Origin of the sequence: Nocardia flavorosea, from assembly GCF_015477805.1 — a bacterium.
Taxonomy (GTDB): domain Bacteria; phylum Actinomycetota; class Actinomycetes; order Mycobacteriales; family Mycobacteriaceae; genus Nocardia; species Nocardia flavorosea_A.
In genome coordinates this window covers 1,420,891-1,441,919 of sequence record NZ_JADLQL010000002.1, presented here as the reverse complement: position 1 = coordinate 1,441,919, position 21,029 = coordinate 1,420,891, and the positions used below count along the sequence as shown (strand labels likewise).

14 protein-coding genes are annotated in these 21,029 nt (G+C 67.8%); 7 read left to right on the top strand and 7 right to left on the bottom strand.

The features are described 5' to 3' along the window. Positions 1–43: 43 nt before the first annotated feature. Together grpE and dnaK are read right to left on the bottom strand one after the other, a co-directional pair. Entirely contained in the window at positions 44–772 is a 729-nt protein-coding gene (gene grpE / locus IU448_RS15460; protein ID WP_195056178.1) for a nucleotide exchange factor GrpE, read from the bottom strand. After that, a complete protein-coding gene (gene dnaK / locus IU448_RS15455) occupies positions 769–2,619 on the bottom strand; it encodes a molecular chaperone DnaK (RefSeq protein WP_195056177.1) in 1,851 nt (616 codons plus the stop codon). The genes grpE and dnaK overlap by 4 nt, the downstream gene beginning before the upstream one ends. Before the next feature lie 641 nt (positions 2,620–3,260). Between dnaK and IU448_RS29395 the strand changes: the two genes are divergently transcribed. From IU448_RS29395 to IU448_RS15440, 3 genes are all read left to right on the top strand, one after another. Next, on the top strand, positions 3,261–4,679 hold the full coding sequence (locus tag IU448_RS29395; protein WP_195056176.1) for a hypothetical protein: 1,419 nt from the start codon (positions 3,261–3,263) through the stop codon (positions 4,677–4,679). Between the two features lie 144 nt (positions 4,680–4,823). Further along, entirely contained in the window at positions 4,824–6,179 is a 1,356-nt protein-coding gene (locus IU448_RS15445) for a S1 family peptidase (RefSeq protein WP_195056175.1), read from the top strand. A gap of 18 nt (positions 6,180–6,197) precedes the next feature. Next, positions 6,198–7,511: a S1 family peptidase gene (locus tag IU448_RS15440; RefSeq protein ID WP_195056174.1), complete on the top strand. Its 1,314-nt coding sequence runs from the start codon at positions 6,198–6,200 to the stop codon at positions 7,509–7,511. 460 nt (positions 7,512–7,971) lie between these two features. Here IU448_RS15440 and IU448_RS15435 read toward each other — a convergent pair whose 3' ends face one another. Beyond that, complete coding sequence (locus IU448_RS15435; RefSeq protein ID WP_195056173.1) at positions 7,972–8,712, bottom strand: hypothetical protein; 741 nt, start codon at positions 8,710–8,712, stop codon at positions 7,972–7,974. A 452-nt stretch (positions 8,713–9,164) separates the two neighbouring features. Between IU448_RS15435 and IU448_RS15430 the strand changes: the two genes are divergently transcribed. Continuing rightward, positions 9,165–12,398: a (Fe-S)-binding protein gene (locus tag IU448_RS15430; RefSeq protein ID WP_195056172.1), complete on the top strand. Its 3,234-nt coding sequence runs from the start codon at positions 9,165–9,167 to the stop codon at positions 12,396–12,398. Between the two features lie 248 nt (positions 12,399–12,646). Here IU448_RS15430 and IU448_RS15425 read toward each other — a convergent pair whose 3' ends face one another. Further along, positions 12,647–13,078, bottom strand: a complete 432-nt coding sequence (locus tag IU448_RS15425; RefSeq protein WP_195056171.1) for a PPOX class F420-dependent oxidoreductase — start codon at positions 13,076–13,078, stop codon at positions 12,647–12,649. A gap of 146 nt (positions 13,079–13,224) precedes the next feature. On the opposite strand from IU448_RS15425, the gene IU448_RS15420 reads away from it, so the two are divergent. Next, a complete protein-coding gene (locus IU448_RS15420) occupies positions 13,225–14,004 on the top strand; it encodes a phytanoyl-CoA dioxygenase family protein (protein WP_195056170.1) in 780 nt (259 codons plus the stop codon). 178 nt (positions 14,005–14,182) lie between these two features. Here the strand turns inward: IU448_RS15420 and IU448_RS15415 are convergent, their stop codons facing one another. From IU448_RS15415 to IU448_RS15405, 3 genes are all read right to left on the bottom strand, one after another. Continuing rightward, the gene (locus tag IU448_RS15415; protein ID WP_195056169.1) at positions 14,183–15,325 is read right to left on the bottom strand and encodes an acyl-CoA dehydrogenase family protein; all 1,143 of its coding nucleotides are present in this window, start codon (positions 15,323–15,325) and stop codon (positions 14,183–14,185) included. Further along, positions 15,325–16,557 (bottom strand): acyl-CoA dehydrogenase family protein, encoded by a 1,233-nt coding sequence (locus IU448_RS15410; protein WP_195056168.1) that lies wholly within the window; start codon positions 16,555–16,557, stop codon positions 15,325–15,327. The genes IU448_RS15415 and IU448_RS15410 overlap by 1 nt, the downstream gene beginning before the upstream one ends. A gap of 136 nt (positions 16,558–16,693) precedes the next feature. After that, positions 16,694–17,227, bottom strand: a complete 534-nt coding sequence (locus tag IU448_RS15405; RefSeq protein WP_195056167.1) for a YdcF family protein — start codon at positions 17,225–17,227, stop codon at positions 16,694–16,696. A gap of 181 nt (positions 17,228–17,408) precedes the next feature. Between IU448_RS15405 and IU448_RS15400 the strand changes: the two genes are divergently transcribed. Together IU448_RS15400 and IU448_RS28945 are read left to right on the top strand one after the other, a co-directional pair. Then, positions 17,409–18,731 (top strand): UDP-glucose dehydrogenase family protein, encoded by a 1,323-nt coding sequence (locus IU448_RS15400; RefSeq protein WP_195056166.1) that lies wholly within the window; start codon positions 17,409–17,411, stop codon positions 18,729–18,731. A gap of 156 nt (positions 18,732–18,887) precedes the next feature. Further along, a complete protein-coding gene (locus IU448_RS28945) occupies positions 18,888–20,999 on the top strand; it encodes an FGGY-family carbohydrate kinase (protein ID WP_228812724.1) in 2,112 nt (703 codons plus the stop codon). Positions 21,000–21,029: the final 30 nt, after the last annotated feature.

Below are 21,029 nucleotides of genomic sequence, written 5' to 3'. Positions count from 1 at the left end.
TCCTCCTTTCCTCATCGCTGCGCGACCCCGCGCCGCGGGACCACTAATTCGACGAACCGGCATCCGCATCCGATGCCTCCGCTGCCGCGGCTTCGGCCGCGGGAGCGGCATCGGCGGTGGTGTCGGCCGCGGTATCCCCCACGCCGTCGGTCACTCCGACCATCGCGTGCCGCAGCACCCGCTCGCCGAAGCGGTAACCCTTACGCATCACCACGCCGAGCACCGGATCGTGCCCGGTGCCTTCGTGCTGTACGGCCTCGTGCAGGTTCGGGTCGAAGGCATCGCCCTCGGCCCCGAATTCTTCGAGCCCCTGTTTACGCAGTGCCTCGGTCAGCTTGTCGGCCACCGAACGCAACGGTCCGGCTTCCAGGTCGCCGTGCGCCTTGGCGCGGTCCAGGTCGTCGAGCACACCCAGGAGCTCGGTGACCACGGCGGCCTTGGCGGTATCGATCGCGGTCTTGCGGTCGCGTTCGACCCGGCGGCGATAGTTGGTGTACTCCGCTGTGAGCCGCTGCAGATCCGCGGTGCGCTCGGCGAGTTCGGACGCCGGATCGGATGCCGTCGCGGCCGCCGCGGCGCCGTCACCGTCCAGACCCGACTGCGGCGCCTGCGGTGCGACCCCCTCGTCGGCACCGGTGGCGGTCCCGTCCCCGGCCGGGGTGGCCTCGTCGGCCGCCCCGGCCGGATCCCGGACCTCGCCGGTTTCCGGATCGATCTTGCGCTTGTCGACGAAGCTGATCGGTTCCTCGGAATTGTTATCGGCGTTCGTCACTTCTTCTCCGTGTCGACCGGTTCGTCCACGACCTCGGCGTCGACCACTTGGTCGTCACCGGCGGCACCACTGGCGGCACCGTCACCGGCGGCCGCACCCTCGGCCGCCGAGGCCTCGTAGATGGCCTGACCCAGCGCCTGCGATTCGGTGGCCAACTTCTCCACCGCGGCCTTCACCGCGGCGGTATCGGTGCCCTTCAGCGCCTCCTTGGCCTCGCCGATCGCGGCCTCGACCTTGGACTTCACATCCGCCGGCACCTTGTCCTCGTTGTCGGCGATGAACTTCTCGGTCTGGTGGACCAGCGATTCGGCCTGGTTGCGGGTCTCCGCCTCCTCGCGCCGCGCCTTGTCCTCGGCGGCATGCGCCTCGGCGTCCTTGACCATCCGGTCGATCTCTTCCTTGGACAGGCCGGAGCCGTCCTGGATCTTGATCGTGTTCTCCTTACCGGTGCCCTTGTCCTTCGCGGTCACATGCACGATGCCGTTGGCGTCGATATCGAAGGTGACCTCGATCTGCGGCACGCCGCGCGGGGCCGGCGGGATACCGGTGAGCTCGAAGGAGCCGAGCAGTTTGTTGTGCGCGGCGATTTCACGCTCACCCTGGAACACCTGGATCTGCACCGACGGCTGGTTGTCGTTGGCCGTGGTGAAGGTTTCCGAACGCTTGGTGGGGATGGTGGTGTTGCGCTCGATGAGGTTGGTCATCACGCCGCCCTTGGTCTCGATACCCAGCGACAACGGGGTCACATCGAGCAGCAGCACGTCCTTGACCTCGCCCTTGAGCACACCGGCCTGCAGGGCGGCGCCGACGGCGACGACCTCGTCCGGGTTCACACCCTTGTTGGGTTCCTTGCCACCGGTGAGCTCGCGGACCAGATCGGTCACGGCGGGCATCCGGGTGGAGCCACCGACGAGCACGACATGGTCGATATCGGAGACCTTGATCCCGGCGTCCTTGACCACGGACTGGAACGGCGCACGGGTGCGGTCCAGCAGGTCGGAGGTGATCTTCTGGAACTCGGCGCGGGTGAGCTGCTCGTCGAGGAACAGCGGGTTCTTCTCCGCGTCGACGGTGATGTAGGGCAGGTTGATCGAGGTGCTCTGCGAGGAGCTCAGCTCGATCTTGGCCTTCTCGGCGGCCTCACGCAGCCGCTGCATGGCCATCTTGTCCTTGGTCAGGTCGATACCCGAGCTCGACTTGAACTTGTCGACCAGCCATTTCACGACCCGCTCGTCCCAGTCGTCACCACCGAGGTGGTTGTCACCGGAGGTGGCGCGGACCTCGACGACGCCCTCGCCGATTTCCAGCAGCGAGACGTCGAAGGTGCCGCCACCGAGGTCGAAGACCAGGATGGTCTGTTCCTTGTCGCCCTTGTCCAGGCCGTAGGCCAGGGCCGCGGCGGTGGGCTCGTTGACGATGCGCAAGACGTTCAGGCCGGCGATCTGGCCGGCTTCCTTGGTGGCCTGGCGCTGGGCGTCCTCGAAGTAGGCGGGGACGGTGATGACCGCGTCGGTGATCTCCTCACCGAGGTAGGCCTCGGCGTCGCGCTTCAGCTTCATCAGCGTGCGCGCGCTGATCTCCTGCGAGGTGTATTTCTTGTCGTCGATCTCGACGGTCCAGTCGGTGCCGATATGGCGTTTGACCGAGCGGATCGTACGATCGACGTTGGTGACCGCCTGGTTCTTGGCGGGCTGACCGACGAGAACTTCGCCGTTCTTCGCGAACGCGACGACAGAGGGCGTGGTGCGCGAACCCTCGGAGTTGGCGACGACGACCGGCTCACCACCTTCGAGAACGGCGACGACCGAGTTCGTGGTCCCGAGGTCGATTCCGACCGCACGAGCCATTTGTTGTTCCTCCTCATTTTCGACTGCTTGTGTCTGTACGGGCTGTCCGCCCCAATACGCCGCACCCCGAAGGGCCTGCGACGCTCGGACCAGCCCCAGGCACGGCATAGAGCACGGTCCCAGCAATACTGAGTGTGGTCGACTCAATCCTGCCCGCCTCCGCGCGGGCCGTCAAGTCAAACTTGAGTCGATCTCACTCAACATTGTCGATCAGCTCAACCTCGCACACCGGCGGTCTATTCCCGCTTCCTGCCCACCCCGGTTCTTCCCACCATCACCTCGCGAAACCGCGCCGGTACAACATCGTGACCCGGCCGCGCCACCCCCGGGCGCCGCCACGCCGCGCGACGCACCCCGCCACACCCGCGGCCCGGCCCGCGGATCAGCGGGGTCCGGCCGTCCCACCCGGAAGCGCTCCCCGGACAACGCCCGAGTACCGCATCGCTACGCCCCTCACCCCACTGAGCCGCACTCGACTCCCACCCGGGGCCGCCGCGTACACCACGCCCGGATCCCCGTAGGACCACGATCGGCGATATTGTCGATGCTCCGCGCACGGTCGCCGCGCACCGCGCCGGACGAGGAGTACGTGGACCCGTAGCGTCGTTGCTGGATGAGGAAATCGAAGCGAGGATCCGAAAATGGCCACTGGGGTGGGCCTGCACATCGCCGAGCATGCGTGCACCGCGGCGGTCGTCAACGATGACGGGAATCCGCACTTCATCGTCCGCGAACCGATCCTGCACATGTCCGACGACGGCGATGCCGAACTCGGCGGCGCCACCGCCCCACCCGGCTACACCCAGACGATCACCGGTTTCATCTCGGCCGTAGGCGACCCGGCCGGGGTCGCTGTGGACGACGGCGAGGCCTACCGCGGTGAAGACCTGCTCGCCACCGCGATGTTCTGTCTGATCAACCTCACCGCCGACCATCTCGACGGCCCCGCCGAGTTCTATGCGACCCACCCCGCCGGCTGGCCCGCCGCGCAGGTCTTCGCACTGCGGGGCGCACTCGACTACCTCGGCCTCGGGTCCGTTGCCCTCATCGGCGAGGACGAACTGCCGCCGCGCCCGGGCGGCCACAGCGCCGACGAGATCGGCCGGTACTTCGCCGAGAGCGCCGGCCGGGCCGCGCTCGCCGTGGTGCTCGCCACCCCTGCCGGAGCCACCCCGCCCGACCCCACCACCGCCGAGAACTCGTTCCTCGACACCGTGGTCATGCCGAAGCTCGGCTCCGGCGACACCCCGGCGAAGGCGTACTCCGCGGTGAGCCCGGACCCGGCCTACCCCACTGCGGCCGCCGCCGATGGCTACGCGGAGCCCGACCCCGCGGCAGACCCCGAGGCCACCTACGGCGGGCCCAGCTTGGGCGTACTCGCGGCCGGGTTGGGCGTCACCTCGGCGGCCGCGGGCGCCCTGCCGGCGTCGGATCCGGGCGCCCCGGACCCGAACTCGCGCACTCCGAAATCTGCGGCGACACCCCCGAAGGGCGCCGCCCGCACCCCGGCAGCGGCCGAGCGGCAGGGTTCCCAGCGTACGGCCGTCCTCATTGCCGTCGCCGCGTTCGCGGGTCTGCTGATCGGCGCACTCGGCGTCACCGCGTTCCTGCGGCCCGGGGCGGCCGAACCCGGTCCCGCGCCGGCGCCGACGACCACCACCGTCGAAACCCCTGCCCCGCCACCGCCCGCGCCGCCGCAACCCGTCGAGCCGACCTATCTTCCCGAACCCGACACCTACGCGCCGGAACCTGTCGAAACCACCGAGCCGGCTGTCACCACACCGCCACCCGTGACCACGACACCGCCACCCGTGACCACGACACCGCCACCGGTGACCACCACGACACCATCCGCGCCGACCACGACCTCGGTGCCCGGCAGCAGCACCGAACCGAGCGGCCCGACACTCACCGACCCCACCACCAGCACCACCGAAACCACCACAACCCGGACACCGCCGGGTTACGAATTCTTCCCTTTCCCCATACCGTTCCGCGGCGAAGATCCGGACCTTCCCGACACCGGCTCCAAGGAAGGCCACCAACAGGAAGCCAGATAGCGTTCTGTGCCTTAGAGTGTTCGCCTGACCGGTGTTTTCCCGGCCACCCCGGAAACCTCGGTCAGCTCGACCACACCTGTGCGCCAACGGATTGAATCCCGTGGCCATGGATTATTTGGCACACAGTGCCGACGAAGGGACTCCATGCGCAAGTCGGTGGCGCGTCGCGCCGCGGTCAAAGCTGCCATCCTCAGCTCTGCCGTTCTCCTGACTCCCCTGTTCGGTGCGGTTCCGGCGACCGCGGAACCCGCCCCGGAGCAGTTGAGAGCCGAGGACCTGCCGCCCGAACTCGTCCAAGCGCTGTCCCGCGATCTGAAGATGACCCCGACCGAATACCTGGACCGGTCGGCCCGCGCCCAGCAACTCCAGGACTACGCGGCCGAATTCCGCGCCGAACGCCCCGACGTGTTCGCCGGTGCGTGGATGACCCCGGACGGTAAACCGATCGTCGCCGTGACCTCGCCGGACGCCGCCAAGGTGGCCAGCGCCGACGGCTATCACACCCGGCTGGCGCCGGTTTCGGCCGCCGCGCTGGAAACCTCGCTCTCGCAACTGAATCAATGGGTCGCCGGCCAGCCGCGCGATATTTCGCAGGTGATCAATTCGATCGCCATCGACTTCCTCAACAGCCAACTGGTTGTGAATGTCGCCAACACGCCCCTGGCGCATATGCTCAATCTGCCGACGCTCATCGCCAATATCAAAGTGGTCCTGGGCCCTGACGGCGGCGGCCCGGTCGAACGCCGGCCGATGGGCGGCGATACCTATATCAGCGCGCCCGGGCCGCTCGACGATGCCGAACTGCGCAGTGTCGATGTCTGCTCCTTCGGCTTCAACAGTGTCGATTCGGCCGGCAACGCCCTGAATATCAGTGCCGGGCACTGCAATCCGAATCTGGACAACGGTGATGAGCGGGCCGCCGTGTACAGCCCGAATGTCCGCAATATTCCGGCCAGCCCGCAACTGGGCACCTTCGTGAAATCCGAACTGGGCGGCCCTTCTGCCCTCGACTATTCGGTGATCCAACTGAACGAACGCGCCGTGGGCGCCGGAATGGACCAGCCCTCGGTACGCGGCGCCAACGGCACCACCCTGACCATCACCGGCACCGCCGACCCGGTGGTCGGCGCGCCGGTCTGCAAGTCCGGTCAGTCGTCCACCTTCACCTGCGGCTTCGTCGTCGCCGACCGGGTGGAGACGCAGCTGTTCACCACCGAGGGCGACGCCAAAACCATCCGCGGTTTCGCCAGTACCGCCTGCACCCTCGGCGGCGACAGCGGCGGCGCCATCGTCACCGGCACCCTGGCGCTCGGGATCACCAGCGGCTCGAACGCCGCCGACGCCCCCGACTGCGGGGAGGCCAATATCGCCCTCGCCCAGTACGGCGGCACCGCCACGCTGGGCATTCCGATCCGCGCAGTACTCGCCGATATCGACGCCACCGCCGGCGGCGGCCTCGGCGGCGGTATCAGCGTACGAACCAGGCCGAATGCCGGGTGATCCCGATATAGTCTCTGCATGCTCATGCCACGCATAGGTAAACGGCGAACGGCGCCGTTCAGAACCCGCACCTTCCGGGCCGCGGCGGCCGCCTCGGCGGCCGTGCTGCTGTTCGGTCCCACCGCGGTGTCCTCCGCTGCCCCCGACCCCGGTCCCGGCCTGCCCGCCGATCTCATCGCGGCCATCAGCCGCGATCTGCACATCTCCCCCGAGGAGTACCTGCAGCGCGCCGATACGGCACAGCAGGTGGCCGCGTTCGCCACCACCGCGCAACGGCAGTTCCCGCAGGTGTTCGCGGGCGCCTGGCTCGACGAACACGGCAAGGGCGTGGTCGCCCTCGCTCCCGGCCCCGGCGCCGAGGAAGCCCGCGGGGCCGCGGAATCCACCGGTTTCGTCGTCCGCAATGTCGCCAAGAGCGAACAAACCCTGCGCGGCGAGAAGAGCGCCTTCGAACGCTGGCTCGACGGCCAGCCGCCCGCGGTTTCCGCGCTCGTGCGCGGCGTGGTCATCGATACGGTCAACAACAGCATCGCGGTCCGCGTCGACCAGGCCGGCCTGCCGATGCCGAACTTCATCGACCCGGCCCGCGTCATCGTGATGGCCCCGCCGGTCGCGGCGGAAACGCTGCCCGCCGCCGAAATCGCCGAAGGCAGCGCCGCGGCGCCCCTCGGCGGCGGCGACGGCTACGCCTCGGTGGCCGGCGACGGCTCGCTGCGCTGTTCCTTCGGGTTCAACGGGATCGGCCCGGCCGGTAACACCGTGAACATCACCGCCGGGCACTGCAACCCGGACCTGGACAACGTCGGCGCCGCCAGCGTGCACGAATCCCTCGGCGGTAACCGCGTCGGCCCGAAGATCGCTACGTTCCAGAAATCGGTCCTCGGCAACCAGGACTACTCGATTCTCGCGATCGAGGACGGCGCCGCCGGGCGCTTCGAGAACAACCAGGTCAAGGTGCCGGGTGCCGCACCGGTGCCGGTCGAAGGCGTGGCCACCCCGGTGGTCGGCGCCCCGGTCTGCAAGTCCGGTTCGCGCACCGGCTTCAGCTGCGGTGTCGTGAACGCCGTCGATCAGACGGTGCAGGTCGGCGACCGTCAGCTCACCCAGAGCTTCTCCGCCAATATCTGCGCCCTCCCGGGCGACAGCGGCGGCGCGATCGTCACCGGCCGGCTCGCCCTGGGCATCTCCAGCGCTTCGTCGGTCGCCGACTACCCGATCTGCGAGATCCCCAACATCCTGGGCGTGCTCACCGGTAACGCCCCGCAGTTGTTCGCTCAGCCGGTGAGCGTGGTGCTCTCCGACAACCCGGGCCTGCGTATCCGCACGAGCTAGACGGCACGCTCACCCTTCGCCCGCATCCGGGTGGAGGGTGAGGGGCAGCGGGTGTGATTCGCCCGGGGCATAGAGCTGAGGAAGGGCCGGCAGCACAACGCTGCCGGCCCTTTCGCTGCGCTTGGACCGGCGGAGGGGCCGGCAACGGATTCGCTGCCGGCCCTTCATAGAATTCCGAACCAGTTCGGGAGACGGCGCCGGCCGGGGCCGCCCGCCGTCGGACCTCGGACCCCATTTGCCGGTGGCCAGTTCGCCCGGGAGCGACTTGCAGAGGTTGCACCAAGCCCTATTGAACCGTCACCCATGACAGAGGCAGTCTGGGAAGCCGGCGATCCCGAGACCGCCTATGGACTCACCAGCACACTGCGCAGCTCTCCTCCCCGGTTATACGACGCAGTGCAGCAAAAGGGCCGACAGCTCAAATGCTGCCGGCCCTTCGCTTGTTCGGGGAACCCGACTACTATTTGCCCCCGTTGGGCTGGCCATTGTTGGCCCACTTGGTGGTGCCCGCCGGCGCCTGCAGGGTGTTGATCAGCTCGACACCCGCAGCAACCAGCGTCGGGCCACCGACGGCGATGGTGCCGAGAATGCCGCCCACACCGGCGCCGGTGATCAATCCGGGAACGCAACCGGCCACGATCGTCACCACGCACCCGATCACAGCGCCGATAGCGGTTCCGACAAAGCCACCGATCGCGGTAGCAATACCGAAGTTGCTGGCGAATTCGCTCTGCGCCCGCTGATTTTCCATCGGCGAAGCAATCGGCTGCACGACCACCGGCTGGGTCGTGTCCAGAGCAGCCGGCTTCTCCGGCGTGATCTCGAGTACCGCTCCGTCCTTCTTGACCTCGGACGCGACCGGAATCTCGATCCCGTTCACGCTGAACTCGAGCGGCATCGAGGCAACGAGGCCACCGGTCTCGTCCTTGATCTCGAGGACCTTGGTCTTGGCATCCTCTGCTGCGATCGGCTCCCCCGCCGGCGTGCCCGGCGCCGCAGCGGTTTCTTCCTTGTCTTTCTCGACGATCGAGAAGGTTCCGCCGCCCAGAGTCGCCACGACGGTCTTCTCGACGAGCTGGACTGCGTAGTTGATCGGCGCTTCCGGCGCCGGCGCCGCGGGCTCAGCGTGCGAGGTGCCGAAGCCGAGGGTGAGCGAACCAATGACCATTGCCGCGATGGCAGTGGGTCTCGCGAGTTTCATCCATTTCCAATCGGGGTATCCAACGCAACATCCGCACGCGAGGGGGCCGCAGGGGGCCGCGACCCGAATTTCCTCCCCGAGCGTTGTGAATTGTCACGCTGTCCTGACAGATCTCGCTGAGCGTAGTCGAATACGTTGGCGAATGGGGATTTTCGTGTCCCAACCGTGAGAAACACGCGGGTAAGCCTGGCCTTATCACAGCCGTCCACAGCGGGCCCTTTACGGTGTTAATCAGCGAGAACAGTTATGGAACGCCAACTGAATAAGGTGACATTGATCACGGCGCCCCGGAGACGGGAAAGCCCAGGCAGATGACGTGGCAGCGCAGCGGCGATCGTACACTGGACCCCGTTAGTTACCGGTGAGTAACTTACTGGCGGTTACGATACGAGCCGGACGAGGTTACTCATCGTTCCTCGCACCTCGTGTTGCCTCGAAAGAAAGGTCGCGACATGAATGCCCTGACAGTGACGCTGGGCACCTTGGGAGCGGCGCTCAGCCTGCTGTGTTGGGCGTCGTTCTTCGGCGGCGTCCGGGATATCGTCCGCGCCATCATGCTGGGCCAGCCCGCCCCCGATCGCTGGCGTCCGTTCTTCCCGCGCTTCAAGCAGATGCTCGTGGAGTTCCTGGCGCATACCCGGATGAACAAGTTCCGGACGGTCGGCTGGGCCCACTGGCTCGTGATGATCGGCTTCATCGGCGGCGCCATCCTCTGGTTCGAGGCATACGGGCAAACCTTCGATCCGTCCTTCCACTGGCCGATCATCGGCGACACCGCCATCTACCACCTGTGGGACGAGATCCTCGGTATCGGCACGGTCGTCGGCATCGTGACGCTGATCGTCATCCGGCAGTTGAACCATCCGCGGGTCCCGGAGCGGCTCTCCCGGTTCAGCGGTTCGGCCTTCGGTGCGGCCTATGTGATCGAGGCGATCGTGCTCCTCGAGGGCCTGGGCATGGTCTTCGTGAAGGCCGGCAAGATCGCGACCTATGGCCACGCCAACCCGGCCACCGACTTCTTCACCATGCGGGTGGCCGAACTGCTGCCCGCCAGCCCGACCATGGTGTCGATCTTCGCCTTCATCAAGCTGATGTCCGGTATGGCCTTCCTGTACCTGGTCGGCCGCAACATCACCTGGGGTGTGGCCTGGCACCGTTTCTCGGCCTTCCCGAACATCTACTTCAAGCGTGAGGACGACGGCGGCGTCGCGCTCGGCGCGGCCAAGCCGATGATGTCCAAGGGCCGCGCCCTGGATATGGAGAATGTCGACCCCGATACCGACACCCTGGGTGCCGGCCGGGTCGAAGACTTCTCCTGGAAGGGCTGGCTGGATTTCACCACCTGCACCGAATGCGGCCGTTGCCAGTCGCAGTGCCCGGCGTGGAACACCGGTAAGCCGCTCTCACCCAAGCTGCTGATCATGTCGCTGCGCGACCACGGCCGCGCCAAGGCGCCGTATCTGCTGGCCGGCGGCAGCAAGGACCCGGCCGGCGACGAGATCGGCCTGGTCGACGCCGATGGCAAGCCCGACGAGGCGAAGCTGGCCGAGATCTCCGAGGCCGCCCGCGCCGAGGCCGAGCGGCCGCTGGTCGGCGAGGCCGAGGTCAACGGCATCATCGACCCCGAGGTGCTGTGGAGCTGCACCACCTGCGGCGCCTGCGTCGAGCAGTGCCCGGTCGATATCGAACACGTCGACCACATCATCGATATGCGCCGTTACCAGGTGCTGATCGAATCGGAGTTCCCGTCCGAGCTCGCGGGCCTGTTCAAAAACCTCGAGAACAAGGGCAACCCGTGGGGCCAGAACGCCAAGGACCGGCTCAACTGGATCAACGAACTCGATTTCGAGATCCCGGTCTTCGGTCAGGACGCCGATAGCTTCGACGGCTACGAATACCTGTTCTGGGTCGGCTGCGCCGGCGCCTACGAGGATCGCGCGAAGAAGACCACCAAAGCCGTTGCCGAACTGCTCGCGACCGCCGGCGTGAAATTCATGGTGCTGGGTCAGGAAGAAACCTGCACCGGTGATTCGGCGCGGCGTGCGGGTAACGAATTCCTGTTCCAGCAGCTGGCCATGCAGAACATCGAACTGCTGGATTCGGTGTTCGAGGGTGTGGAGCAGAAACGCAAGAAGATCGTCGTCACCTGCGCGCACTGCTTCAACGCGCTCAACAACGAGTACCCGCAGGTCGGCGGCACCTACGAGGTGGTGCACCACACCCAGCTGCTGAACCGGCTGGTGCGCGGTAAACAGCTCGTCCCGGTCGCTCCGGTCTCGCAGAACGTCACCTATCACGATCCCTGCTACCTGGGCCGCCACAACAAGGTCTACAACGCGCCGCGTGAACTGATGGCGGCGTCCGGCTCGAACCTGGTGGAAATGCCCCGCCACGGCGAACGATCCATGTGCTGCGGTGCCGGTGGCGCGCGGATGTGGATGGAAGAGCAGCTGGGCAAACGCATCAATATCGACCGCGTGGACGAGGCGCTCACCACCTCCCCCGCCAAGATCGCCACCGGCTGCCCGTTCTGCCGGGTCATGCTCACCGACGGTGTCACCGCACGCCAGGAGTCCGGTCAGGGCGAGGGCGTGGAGGTCGTCGATGTCGCGCAGCTGATGCTCGAATCCATCGAGCGGCAACAGCCGGAACAGCTGACCGCCAACCTCACGGTCATCCAGGAGCCCAAGGCCGAACCGGAGCCCGAGCCGGAACCCGAACCCGAACCGGTCGCCGAAGCTGCGGCCCCGGCCGCGGAAAAGGCGGCTCCGAAGGGCGGCGGCCTGGCCATGAAGGGCCCGGCGAAGGCACCCGGTAAGGGTCTCGGCATGAAGGGCGCCGCGAAGGCGCCCGGGGCCACGGCTCCCGCCGCGGAAGCCGGCAAGGCGGCTCCGGCCGCGCCTGCCACCAAGGGTCTCGGGATGAAGGGCGCGGCCAAGGCACCGGGCGGCAAGGGTCTGGCCATGAAGGGGGCTGCCAAGGCACCGGGCGCCAAGGCCGAAACCGCGCCGGCCGAAGCCGGTGAAGCCAAGGCGGCTCCGCCGGTGAAGGGTCTGGGAATGAAGGGGGCCGCCAAGGCACCCGGCGGCAAGGGTCTCGCCATGAAGGGGGCTGCCAAAGCACCCGGCGCCAAAGCACCCGCCGCGGAACCGGCTCCAGCGGCCGAATCCACCACTGAGGCGGATTCCGCCACGAGCGCTGCCCCCACCGAGACCAAACCCACGGTCGCGGCCAAGGGTCTCGCGATGAAGTCCGGGTTCAAACGCCCCGGCCCGAAGGCCCCCGGCGCCAAGACCGCCGCTCCGGCAGCGGAATCGGCAGCCGAGACCGCTCCGGCGGAATCCGCGGCACCGGCCGAGGCCGAATCCACGGCCACCGCACAGCCCACCGCGGCGGCACCGGCCGAGAGCAAACCCTCGAAGCCCGCCAAGGGTCTGGCGATGAAGTCCGGGTTCAAACGCCCGGGTCCGAAAGCGCCCGGAGCAAAGGCACCCGCCGCCGAACCGGCACCGGCAGCCGAGACCGAGGCACCGGCCTCCGATACTCCCGACGAACCGGTCACCGAGAATCCCGGCTCGTCCGGGAACGGCACCACGGGTAACGGGTCCGGCGCAACTCCGCCCGCGGCCAAACCCGGTGCCCTCGGATTCAAATCCGGTGCCAAGGCCCCGGGCCGCAAGAGCTGACGGATAACACAACCGAATAGTTGACGGGCCCGGCGCAGTCAGCGCCGGGCCCGTTGGCTGTTCCGCACCACCTTGCCTGACAGGCTCCGGCTGAATCCGCAGCCCGCACGCGTGAACCGCCTGCTCACCGAGCTCGCGGAAGCCCTGGACCGCCACCCTGAACATCACCCTCGACGCGGACGACACCCGGGCGAAACCTCATCGGTCACCACACCCACGCCACCCGAACCGATCCACGGGCCGCCTGTTCAGCGCAGCGCCGCACCGTAGACACGTTGCACGGACAACGTCATCAGGACCCGGCGGTCGGAGACCATTACCGATCGGTATTCGTCCCAGTCGGGATGTTCACCGGCGGCCGCACGGTAGTAGTCGACCAGCGCTTCGACCTCGGGGCCGTGCGGATCGGTCCCCGGGCCGGTGAGTGTGACGGTGCCCTCCGCGGTCGCCCAGGCCCAGCCGTCGGCGCGGGTCACTTCCAGGGCCGCGCGGGGGTCGCGGCGCAGGTTCACGGTTTTGGCGCGGCCTTCGGTCATCGAGACGTAGATGACATCGGCGGCGCGGTCGTAGTAGGGGGTCACCGGGGAGAGCTGCGGCAGACCGTCCGATTTGATCGTGGCCAGAATGCCCAGCCGGCCTTCGGCGAGCAGGGTGCGCGGATCGAACTGTTGGTTCGTCATATCCGGGTCCAAGTCATCGGGCGGCGGCCGCTATTCCGGGGTCGCGATCGGCCGCGGCGACCCCACCGGTTTCCGGCTCGGCAAGTCGCCCGGGCCGCCCGGAAAATCACTGGCGTATCCACTGCGGTAGCGGTTCGAATAGAACCATGCTCGACGACGACCAAGTGGCATCGTTCATCGACAACGGTTTCGTGCACCTGACCGACGCGTTTCCCCGTTCGCTGGCCGAGGAGTGCCGCACGATCATCTGGCGCGATCTGAATGCCTCGCCGGATGAGCCCGGTACCTGGCCTACTCCGGTGGCCACCCGCCCCGATTATTCGTCCGCACCGTTCGTGGCCGCCGCCAACACCCCGCGTCTGCACGCGGCCTTCGACCAGTTGGTCGGCCCGAAGCGCTGGGCGCCCAGGACCGGCCTGGGCGGTTTCGTGATCCGGTTCCCCGGCCACCGAACCGCCGCACTCGACGGCTGGCATGTGGACGCGAGCTTTCCCGGCCCGGAATCGAGCAGCACCGACTATCTCAGCTGGCGGGTCAATATCCATTCGAAGAACCGCGCCCTGTTGATGCTGTTCCTCTTCTCCGACACCGGCGAGTCCGACGCTCCCACCCGCATCCGGGCCGGGTCCCATCTGGACGTGGCCCGGATCCTCGCACCGGAGGGCGACGCCGGCCTCGATGCCCGCGAACTGGCCCGCCGCGCCGAACCGGCCACCGCGCACCGCCCGCTTTCCTACGCCACCGGTCGAGCGGGCGATGTGTACCTGTGCCACCCGTTCCTCGTGCACGCGAGCCAACCCCATCGCGGCACCGAGCCCCGTTTCCTCGCCCAGCCGAACCTGAGCCCCGCTGATGGCACGCCGACAGCCGAGCCGGGCCCAGTCTCTCCGGTCGAGACGGCAGTCCTGCGTGCCACCCGGCAGTAGCCGGCACGCACGAGGACGGTATCCGCATCGATTTCCCGTTTCCGATCACCATCGCGTGGACCGAACTCGAGTACTGATGTACCGGTCCGCGCGGTGATCCCCCTCTGCTGAGCCACCGCACGGCCCGGCACGGGTTTCCGCACGCCACTCGGGCACAGGTGAGTGGGGTGCGGGCCGATCAGCTCGTCAACGCGATATAGCGGGCGAGATGGTCGGAGCTGTTACCGAATTCGTATTCGATGGCGGTGAGCCGCTTGAAATAGTGGCCGATGGCCAATTCTTCGGTCATACCCATCGCACCGTGCAGTTGCACCGAATTCTGGCCGATGAAGCGGGTCGCGCGGCCGATCGTCACCTTGGCCGCGGAAATTGCGCGGGCGCGTTCGGCGGGTTCGGCGTCGAGCGCGTAGGCGGCCAGGTAGGCAGCGGCGATACTCTGCTCGAGTTCGATCAGCATATCGACCATGCGGTGTTGCAACGCTTGGAAGCTGCTGATCGGGACACCGAACTGCTGACGCTGCTTGGTGTATTCAACGGTGTCGTCGAGCACCTTGCGCATCAGCCCGACCGCTTCGGAGGCGACCGCGGCGATGGCGTCGTCCACGGTGGCGTCGATAACCGGCCACGCCTGTCCTTGTGCACCGAGAAGTGCGTCGGCGGGCAGGCGGAAATCGGTGAAGGTGAGGTCGGCGGCGACCCGGTCGTCGATGGTGCGGTAGCGGTGCACCTCGACGCCCGCCGGTGGCGCGGACCCATCGAATTCCACCAGGAACAGCGAGATTCCGTCCTGGTCGCGGCGTTCACCGGCGGTGCGAGCAGAGATGATCAGGTGGGTGGCGATGGGCGCACCGGTGACCACGATCTTGGCACCGTCGAGCACCCAGCCCTCGCCGTCGCGGCGGGCAGTGACCGAAACATCGTGGCGCACTTCGCCGGAACCCGGTTCCAGCGCGGCGAAGGCCACTCGCGCAGCCCCCTGGGCGATCTGTCGCAGCAGCTCCTGGGCGGGTTCACCGCCGGAGCGGCGCAGCAATCCGCCGCCGACCACGACGGTGTCGACGTAGGGCTCCACGACCAGCGCGCGACCCAATTCCTCGGCGATGATCATGGATTCGACCGGACCGCCGCCGGATCCACCGGTTTCCTCGGGCAGCGTCAGGCCCAGAACATCCAGTTCGGCCAGGCCGCGCCAGATCTCGGGCTGCCAGCCGGCCCCGGTTTTGACGGCGCTGCGGCTCTTCTCCAGGTCGTAGCGGGCGGCGAGAAACCCGGCGACGGCGTCGCGCAGCATCTGCTGTTCATCGGTGAAGGTGAAGTCCATCAGAGCCCCAATGCTGCTTTGGCCAGAATATTTCGCTGGATTTCGTTACTGCCCGCGTAGATCGAGCCCGCGCGGTCGTTGAAGTAGCGCAAGGGCGCGACGGCCTGCCAGTCCTCGCCGCTGAAGTAACCGTCGGCGGGCGGGGTGTATTCGGCGATCGGGCCACCGGGCGCGGTGGCGTGCGGCTGGTAGACCCGACCGCGCGGCCCGGCCGCGGTGAGTGCGAGCTCGGTCAGCTGCTGGCTGAGTTCGGTGGACAGGATCTTGAGCATCGACGAGGAGGAGCCGAGGTCCTTACCGGATGCCATGGCTGCCAGTGTCCGGAATTCCAGCACCTCGAGCACCTCGGTACGAATACGGGCGTCGGCGAGCTGGGCGGCGAAATGCGGGTCGGCGCTGAGCGGTTTTCCGTCGCGTCCGGGCTGCTCGGCCGCGGCGGTGGCGATGTTCTCGGCCATGGCCTGCAGCGCGGGCGCCATCGCGCCGCCGCCGCGTTCGTGGACCAGCAGATACTTGGCGACGGTCCAGCCGTCGTCGATCTGCCCGAGCACATTGCTCTTGGGAACCCGGACGTTGTCGAAGAAGATCTGGTTCTGCACCTGTTCGCCGGAGCTCATGACCAGCGGCCGGATCTCGATCCCGGGGGCGGTCATATCCATCAGGATGAACGTGATGCCCTGCTGTTTCCTACCCTCGCGCGAGGTGCGGACCAGCGCGAAGATCCAGTTCGCCTCGGTGGCGTGGGTGGTCCAGATCTTGCTTCCGGAGATGAGAAAATCGTCGCCGTCGCTGATCGCGGCCATGCTGAGCGCAGCCAGGTCGGAGCCGGCTTCGGGTTCGGAGTAGCCCTGGCAGAAGAAGACCTCGCCGGTGAGGATGCGGGGAAGGAAATAGTTCTTCTGCTGCTCGGTGCCGAAGGCGATGAGCGCCGGGGCGACCATCCGGATACCCATGGGCGAGAGCGCGGGCGCGCCGGCCAGGGTGAGTTCCCGGCTGAAAATGTAGTGCTGGGTGAGCGACCAGTCGCAACCGCCGTACGCGACCGGCCACTGCGGCGCGGCCCAGCCCCGCTCGTGCAGGATGCGCTGCCATTCCAGACTGGCTTCGTGGTCGGAGTAGACACTTGTCATCAACCGGCCCGCGGTGCTGATCTCGGGTGTCAGCTTGTCCGCCAGGAACGCCCGTACCTCGTCTCGGAAGGCCTTGTCGGCCTCCGACCAGTCGTAATCCATACACGCTCCCGAAGGCTTCATGCGTCGTCGCAGCAGTTCCGGCGACTACCGGCGCTAGAGAGAATCTAGCGAGTTCTCTCTCACCGCGTCAAACTGAAGGCGCATGCCATCAAAAGTTGGGAAAAGTTCCGGCTCATTACCCGCAGTCCTCGAAAACCGCCTTCACATAGCTCGCCGATTGGTACAGGTAGTCGTAGGCCCAGCGCGGTAACGAGAGGTCCGTGCGGGTGTCGACGAACAACAGCTGCCCGTCCCAGCACTTGCCGAGCACATACCGGGCCCGCGAGATATGCGGCGTGAAGGTCACCACGATGACCCGGTCCCAGTCGTGCGCACGCGCCTGCTCCGCCAGATACCGGCCCTCACCCCGGGTGGTCCGCGGCGACGGATCGAAACACACCACCTCGAAGCTGTAACCGCCGTGACAGATCCGGTTGATCAGCGGGCTGTCCTCGTACGGATTGGAAATAAGTACCCGCGGTGCGAAACCCGCCCGCGCCAGCCGCAGCCCCAGCGCTTCCCGGCCGTCGTGCGCACCCCCGAGCACGAGGATCGCATCGGCGGGCGCGGGTTCTTCGCGTTGCGGACGCACATAGACCGGCCACAACGCAACCACGAACCCCACAACGGCGACCATCCCGGCGGCGAGAAGGGTCGTTCGACGGCGCATCGCCGCGATCCTACGGACCGCCGGCCGGTGCGGGTGCAGCGCCACCGAGGCGGCGCGAACACACCGGTAGCGCCCGGTTTCCGCAGGCCGACCGGCCCCGTCGTCCGGTGTACACCTACTGTTGCCCGGCCTCTCGCCTCGGTTTTCTGGTGTGGCCACCAGCGCGGATTACCAATCGATTATGCGATGCACAGTCTTCGGAACCGGGTACCTGGGGGCCACGCACGCAGCGTGTATGGCCGAACTCGGCCACGACGTACTCGGGGTCGATATCGACCCGGGCAAGGTCGCGAAACTGTCCGACGGTGTCACGCCCTTCTACGAACCGGGGCTGGAAGCGGTGCTGCGCCGCAACCTGGACGCCGGCCGGCTCCGCTTCACCACCGCCTACTCCGAGGCCGCCGACCACGCCGATGTGCACTTCCTCGGCGTGGGCACACCGCAGAAGAAGGGTGAATACGCCGCGGACCTCAAATACGTACACGCCGTGGTGGATACGCTGGCGCCGCTGGTCACCCGGCCCTGCGTGATCGTCGGCAAATCGACCGTACCGGTGGGCACCGCCGCCGCACTGGGCGAACGCGCGCGGGCATTGAGCGCGGTGGATATCGAGGTCGCCTGGAATCCGGAATTCCTGCGGGAGGGTTACGCGGTCCGCGACACCCTGCGCCCGGACCGGCTCGTCCTCGGCGTCGACGGTTCCCGCGAGCGGGCACCGTGGGTACGCGAACTGGTCGAAGAACTCTACGCGGATCTGCTCGCCGCCGAAGTCCCGTTCCTGCTCACCGATCTCGCCACCGCCGAACTGGTCAAAGTATCGGCCAATGCCTTCCTCGCCACGAAGATCTCGTTCATCAACGCGGTCTCCGAGGTCTGCGAGGCCACCGGCGCCGATGTCACCGTCCTGGCGGACGCCCTCGGGTACGACGAACGGATCGGGCGCCGGTTCCTGAACGCCGGCGTCGGATTCGGCGGGGGCTGCCTGCCCAAGGACATCCGGGCGTTCATGGCGCGCGCCGGCGAACTGGGCGCCGACCATGCTCTCGCCTTCCTCCGGGAGGTCGACAACATCAATATGCGCCGGCGCACCAAGATCGTGGATATGGCGGCCCGCGCCTGCGGCGGCTCCCTGCTGGGCGCCAACGTCGCCGTACTCGGCGCGGCTTTCAAACCCGAATCCGACGATGTGCGGGACTCTCCGGCGCTCAACGTCGCCGGAATGATCCAGTTGCACGGCGCCGTCGTCACAGTCTACGACCCGAAAGCCCTGGAGAATTCCCGTCGTGTCTTTCCCACCCTGAGCTACGCGACCTCGGTACGAGAAGCCTGTGAACGTGCCGATGTGGTCCTCGTTCTCACCGAATGGAACGAATTCGTCGAACTCCGGCCACAGGACTTGGACTCGGTGGTCCGCGCTCGATCTGTCATCGACGGCCGCAACTGTCTCGATCGAGCCGCTTGGCGGTCGGCCGGCTGGGTGTACGCGGGGCTGGGCACACCGTAGAGTCTGGTGAGCGAGCCGGACGTACGGTTCCGGCCTCCCGATCCGACGGGACCGGGCGGTACTGTCGGAGGAGCCGCCCGGTTCGGGGGATGAGCCGTCATCGTCGACTGGCCGGTGCTCGCATATCGTGAAGCGGGAAGTACGGATGGGCTGCCGATGAGTTCAGTACTGGGAGTGTCGGTGGGGGCCGGCGCGATCCGCCTGGCGCGCCCACCTGCGGGGACTGCGCCCGGCTCGGTAGCCGATGGCGCCGTACCCGAATCCTTCGAACTGCGCACCTTCGTGGTCCCGCCGGAGACCCCCAGCGCCGAACGTGCCGCACTCTCGGTCGCGGCGGCCCTGAACTCGAACCCCGCCATCTGCGCCACCGTCCTCGCCTGCCGCGACGAGCAACAAGCCCGGGCATTGCATACGGCGATGAACGAGCACGCCCTGACCGGCTACGAGATCGTCCCCGATATCGACGCCGTCGTGGAATTCGCCGCGGCCGCCGGCGTACTGCAGGACGTGACCTCGCTCGCTGTCTTCGATCTCGGCGCCTCCGGCCTCTCGGTAACGGTGGTGGACGTTTCCACCCGGCAGGTCCGGCATACCGAACGCACCGGCGATATCAGCGGCGAATACTTCGATTCGCTGATCCGGGAACAGCAGATCAACTCGGGCCGGATCGCCCACCCGCCCGGCCCGGCCGGACTGGCCGAACTCGACGCGCTGTGCCGGTCGGCGAAGGAACGGCTCTCGGCCGGTAACGCGGTCGCCCTGCCCAGCAGTTACGGGCCGGTGCTGCTCACCCAGGAGAATTTCACCGCGCTCATCGCCCGCGCCGTGGAAACCGCCGCCCGCGCCACCCGCGAAATCATCGAACGATCGGGTCGGCCGGTGCAGGCAGTGTTGGCAGTCGGCGGCGGTGTCCGTATTCCGCTGGTGAGCCGGGCGCTGCGCGACGCCGTGGATATGCCGGTCCTGGTACCACCGGAACCGGAAACGGCAACCGCCCGCGGCGCGGCGCTGCTGGCGGGCCGGGTGCGCGCACCGCGAGCCGGCGAACCGGCGCGCACGAGCGATACCGCCCTGGACGACCGGCGCTTCGCAGCCGTCGCCGAAGACACTGCGCACGCCCCCGCCGCTCTCGGGCATCCGGGCGACAGCGGCGCAAACCCACTACAGTCCGACGCCGGTCGAGCGCTCTGCGTCCCCACCCCGGACCCCGGCATGGACACCGCGCACGCAGGTAACACGACACCCACCAGCGCACCCCTCGCCCACAGCGGCGACACGATATCGGCGCTTCCCGCTGCCGCCGCGGCACCGACCGGCGCAGCACCCGCGTATTCGGGCTCCCTCCCCGCGCCGCCCGCCACCACGGCGCACCCGCAGACTTCGCCGGCACCGGCCGGCACGGAACCCGGCGCAACCGTGGCGCAGCTCCGCCTTGCCGTGCATACGAACCCGGCATCCGCGCCCGCCGACGCGACCACCCGGCTCACCACACCCGCCGACGCGACCACCCGGCTCACCACACCCGCCGACGGGGCCGGGCGGCTCACCCTGATCAACGGCCCGGAAACCACCACAACAACCCACTCGGAATCTCCCGCGGACCCGCTGTCGGCGGTCGGCTCGGATCGTTCCCGCCCTGCTCTGCCGGTACCGCATGAGGGCATCTTCGGCCCACCGACCGGCGACCCGAGCGTACTTTCCAGCGCGGGATACCTGAGTCTCCGTTCAGGCGAGGAGCCGGATACCGAGGAGCCCGCGCCCGACTCCAGCGCGCCCCGCCCGCTCGATACCCCGGTACCGCGGCTGTCCCCGGACGAGGATCCCCCGACAGTGGCGTTGCGACTCCCGGCGAAACTGTTGCCGCGCCGTTCGTTCGGTGCGCCACCGCAACGTCCCCGCCGGGAGATCAGCGCCGCGATGGTGGCGGTGAGTGCGCTGGTGGTGGTGGCCTCTATCGGCGTCGGTCTCGGGTACGGACAGCACATGTTCAGCCAGGATTCGGCAACGGTCCAAGACACTTCGCAACCCCCGACCACCTCGGCGGGCACACCGACGGCGACCACTGTGCCGAACGCGACCACCACCACACGAGCCGAGCACGCACCGCTGGCCGAACCGCCGCCGGTCTACCGGCCGGAGCCCGAGGCTCCAACGACCACCACGACCGGTCCGAACACATTCCAGGTGCCGGGGTTGCCACCGATCGTCGTACCGACCATCCCGCCGGAAGCCTTCCCCTTCCCGCGGCCGACCCCGGCCGACCGCTGACCCGTCAGCCTCGCCCGTAGCCCGGGTCCG

Bases quoted from the DNA above. Each gene is read 5' to 3' on its own strand.
- IU448_RS15445 (WP_195056175.1), top strand. From the start codon at position 4,824: ATGCGCAAGTCGGTGGCGCGTCGCGCCGCGGTCAAAGCTGCCATCCTC.
- IU448_RS15425 (WP_195056171.1), bottom strand. From the start codon at position 13,078: ATGACGAACCAACAGTTCGATCCGCGCACCCTGCTCGCCGAAGGCCGG.
- IU448_RS15435 (WP_195056173.1), bottom strand. From the start codon at position 8,712: ATGAAACTCGCGAGACCCACTGCCATCGCGGCAATGGTCATTGGTTCG.
- IU448_RS29395 (WP_195056176.1), top strand. From the start codon at position 3,261: ATGGCCACTGGGGTGGGCCTGCACATCGCCGAGCATGCGTGCACCGCG.
- IU448_RS15420 (WP_195056170.1), top strand. From the start codon at position 13,225: ATGCTCGACGACGACCAAGTGGCATCGTTCATCGACAACGGTTTCGTG.
- IU448_RS15440 (WP_195056174.1), top strand. From the start codon at position 6,198: ATGCTCATGCCACGCATAGGTAAACGGCGAACGGCGCCGTTCAGAACC.
- dnaK (WP_195056177.1), bottom strand. From the start codon at position 2,619: ATGGCTCGTGCGGTCGGAATCGACCTCGGGACCACGAACTCGGTCGTC.
- IU448_RS15410 (WP_195056168.1), bottom strand. From the start codon at position 16,557: ATGGATTACGACTGGTCGGAGGCCGACAAGGCCTTCCGAGACGAGGTA.
- IU448_RS15430 (WP_195056172.1), top strand. From the start codon at position 9,165: ATGAATGCCCTGACAGTGACGCTGGGCACCTTGGGAGCGGCGCTCAGC.
- IU448_RS28945 (WP_228812724.1), top strand. From the start codon at position 18,888: ATGAGTTCAGTACTGGGAGTGTCGGTGGGGGCCGGCGCGATCCGCCTG.
- IU448_RS15415 (WP_195056169.1), bottom strand. From the start codon at position 15,325: ATGGACTTCACCTTCACCGATGAACAGCAGATGCTGCGCGACGCCGTC.
- IU448_RS15400 (WP_195056166.1), top strand. From the start codon at position 17,409: ATGCGATGCACAGTCTTCGGAACCGGGTACCTGGGGGCCACGCACGCA.
- IU448_RS15405 (WP_195056167.1), bottom strand. From the start codon at position 17,227: ATGCGCCGTCGAACGACCCTTCTCGCCGCCGGGATGGTCGCCGTTGTG.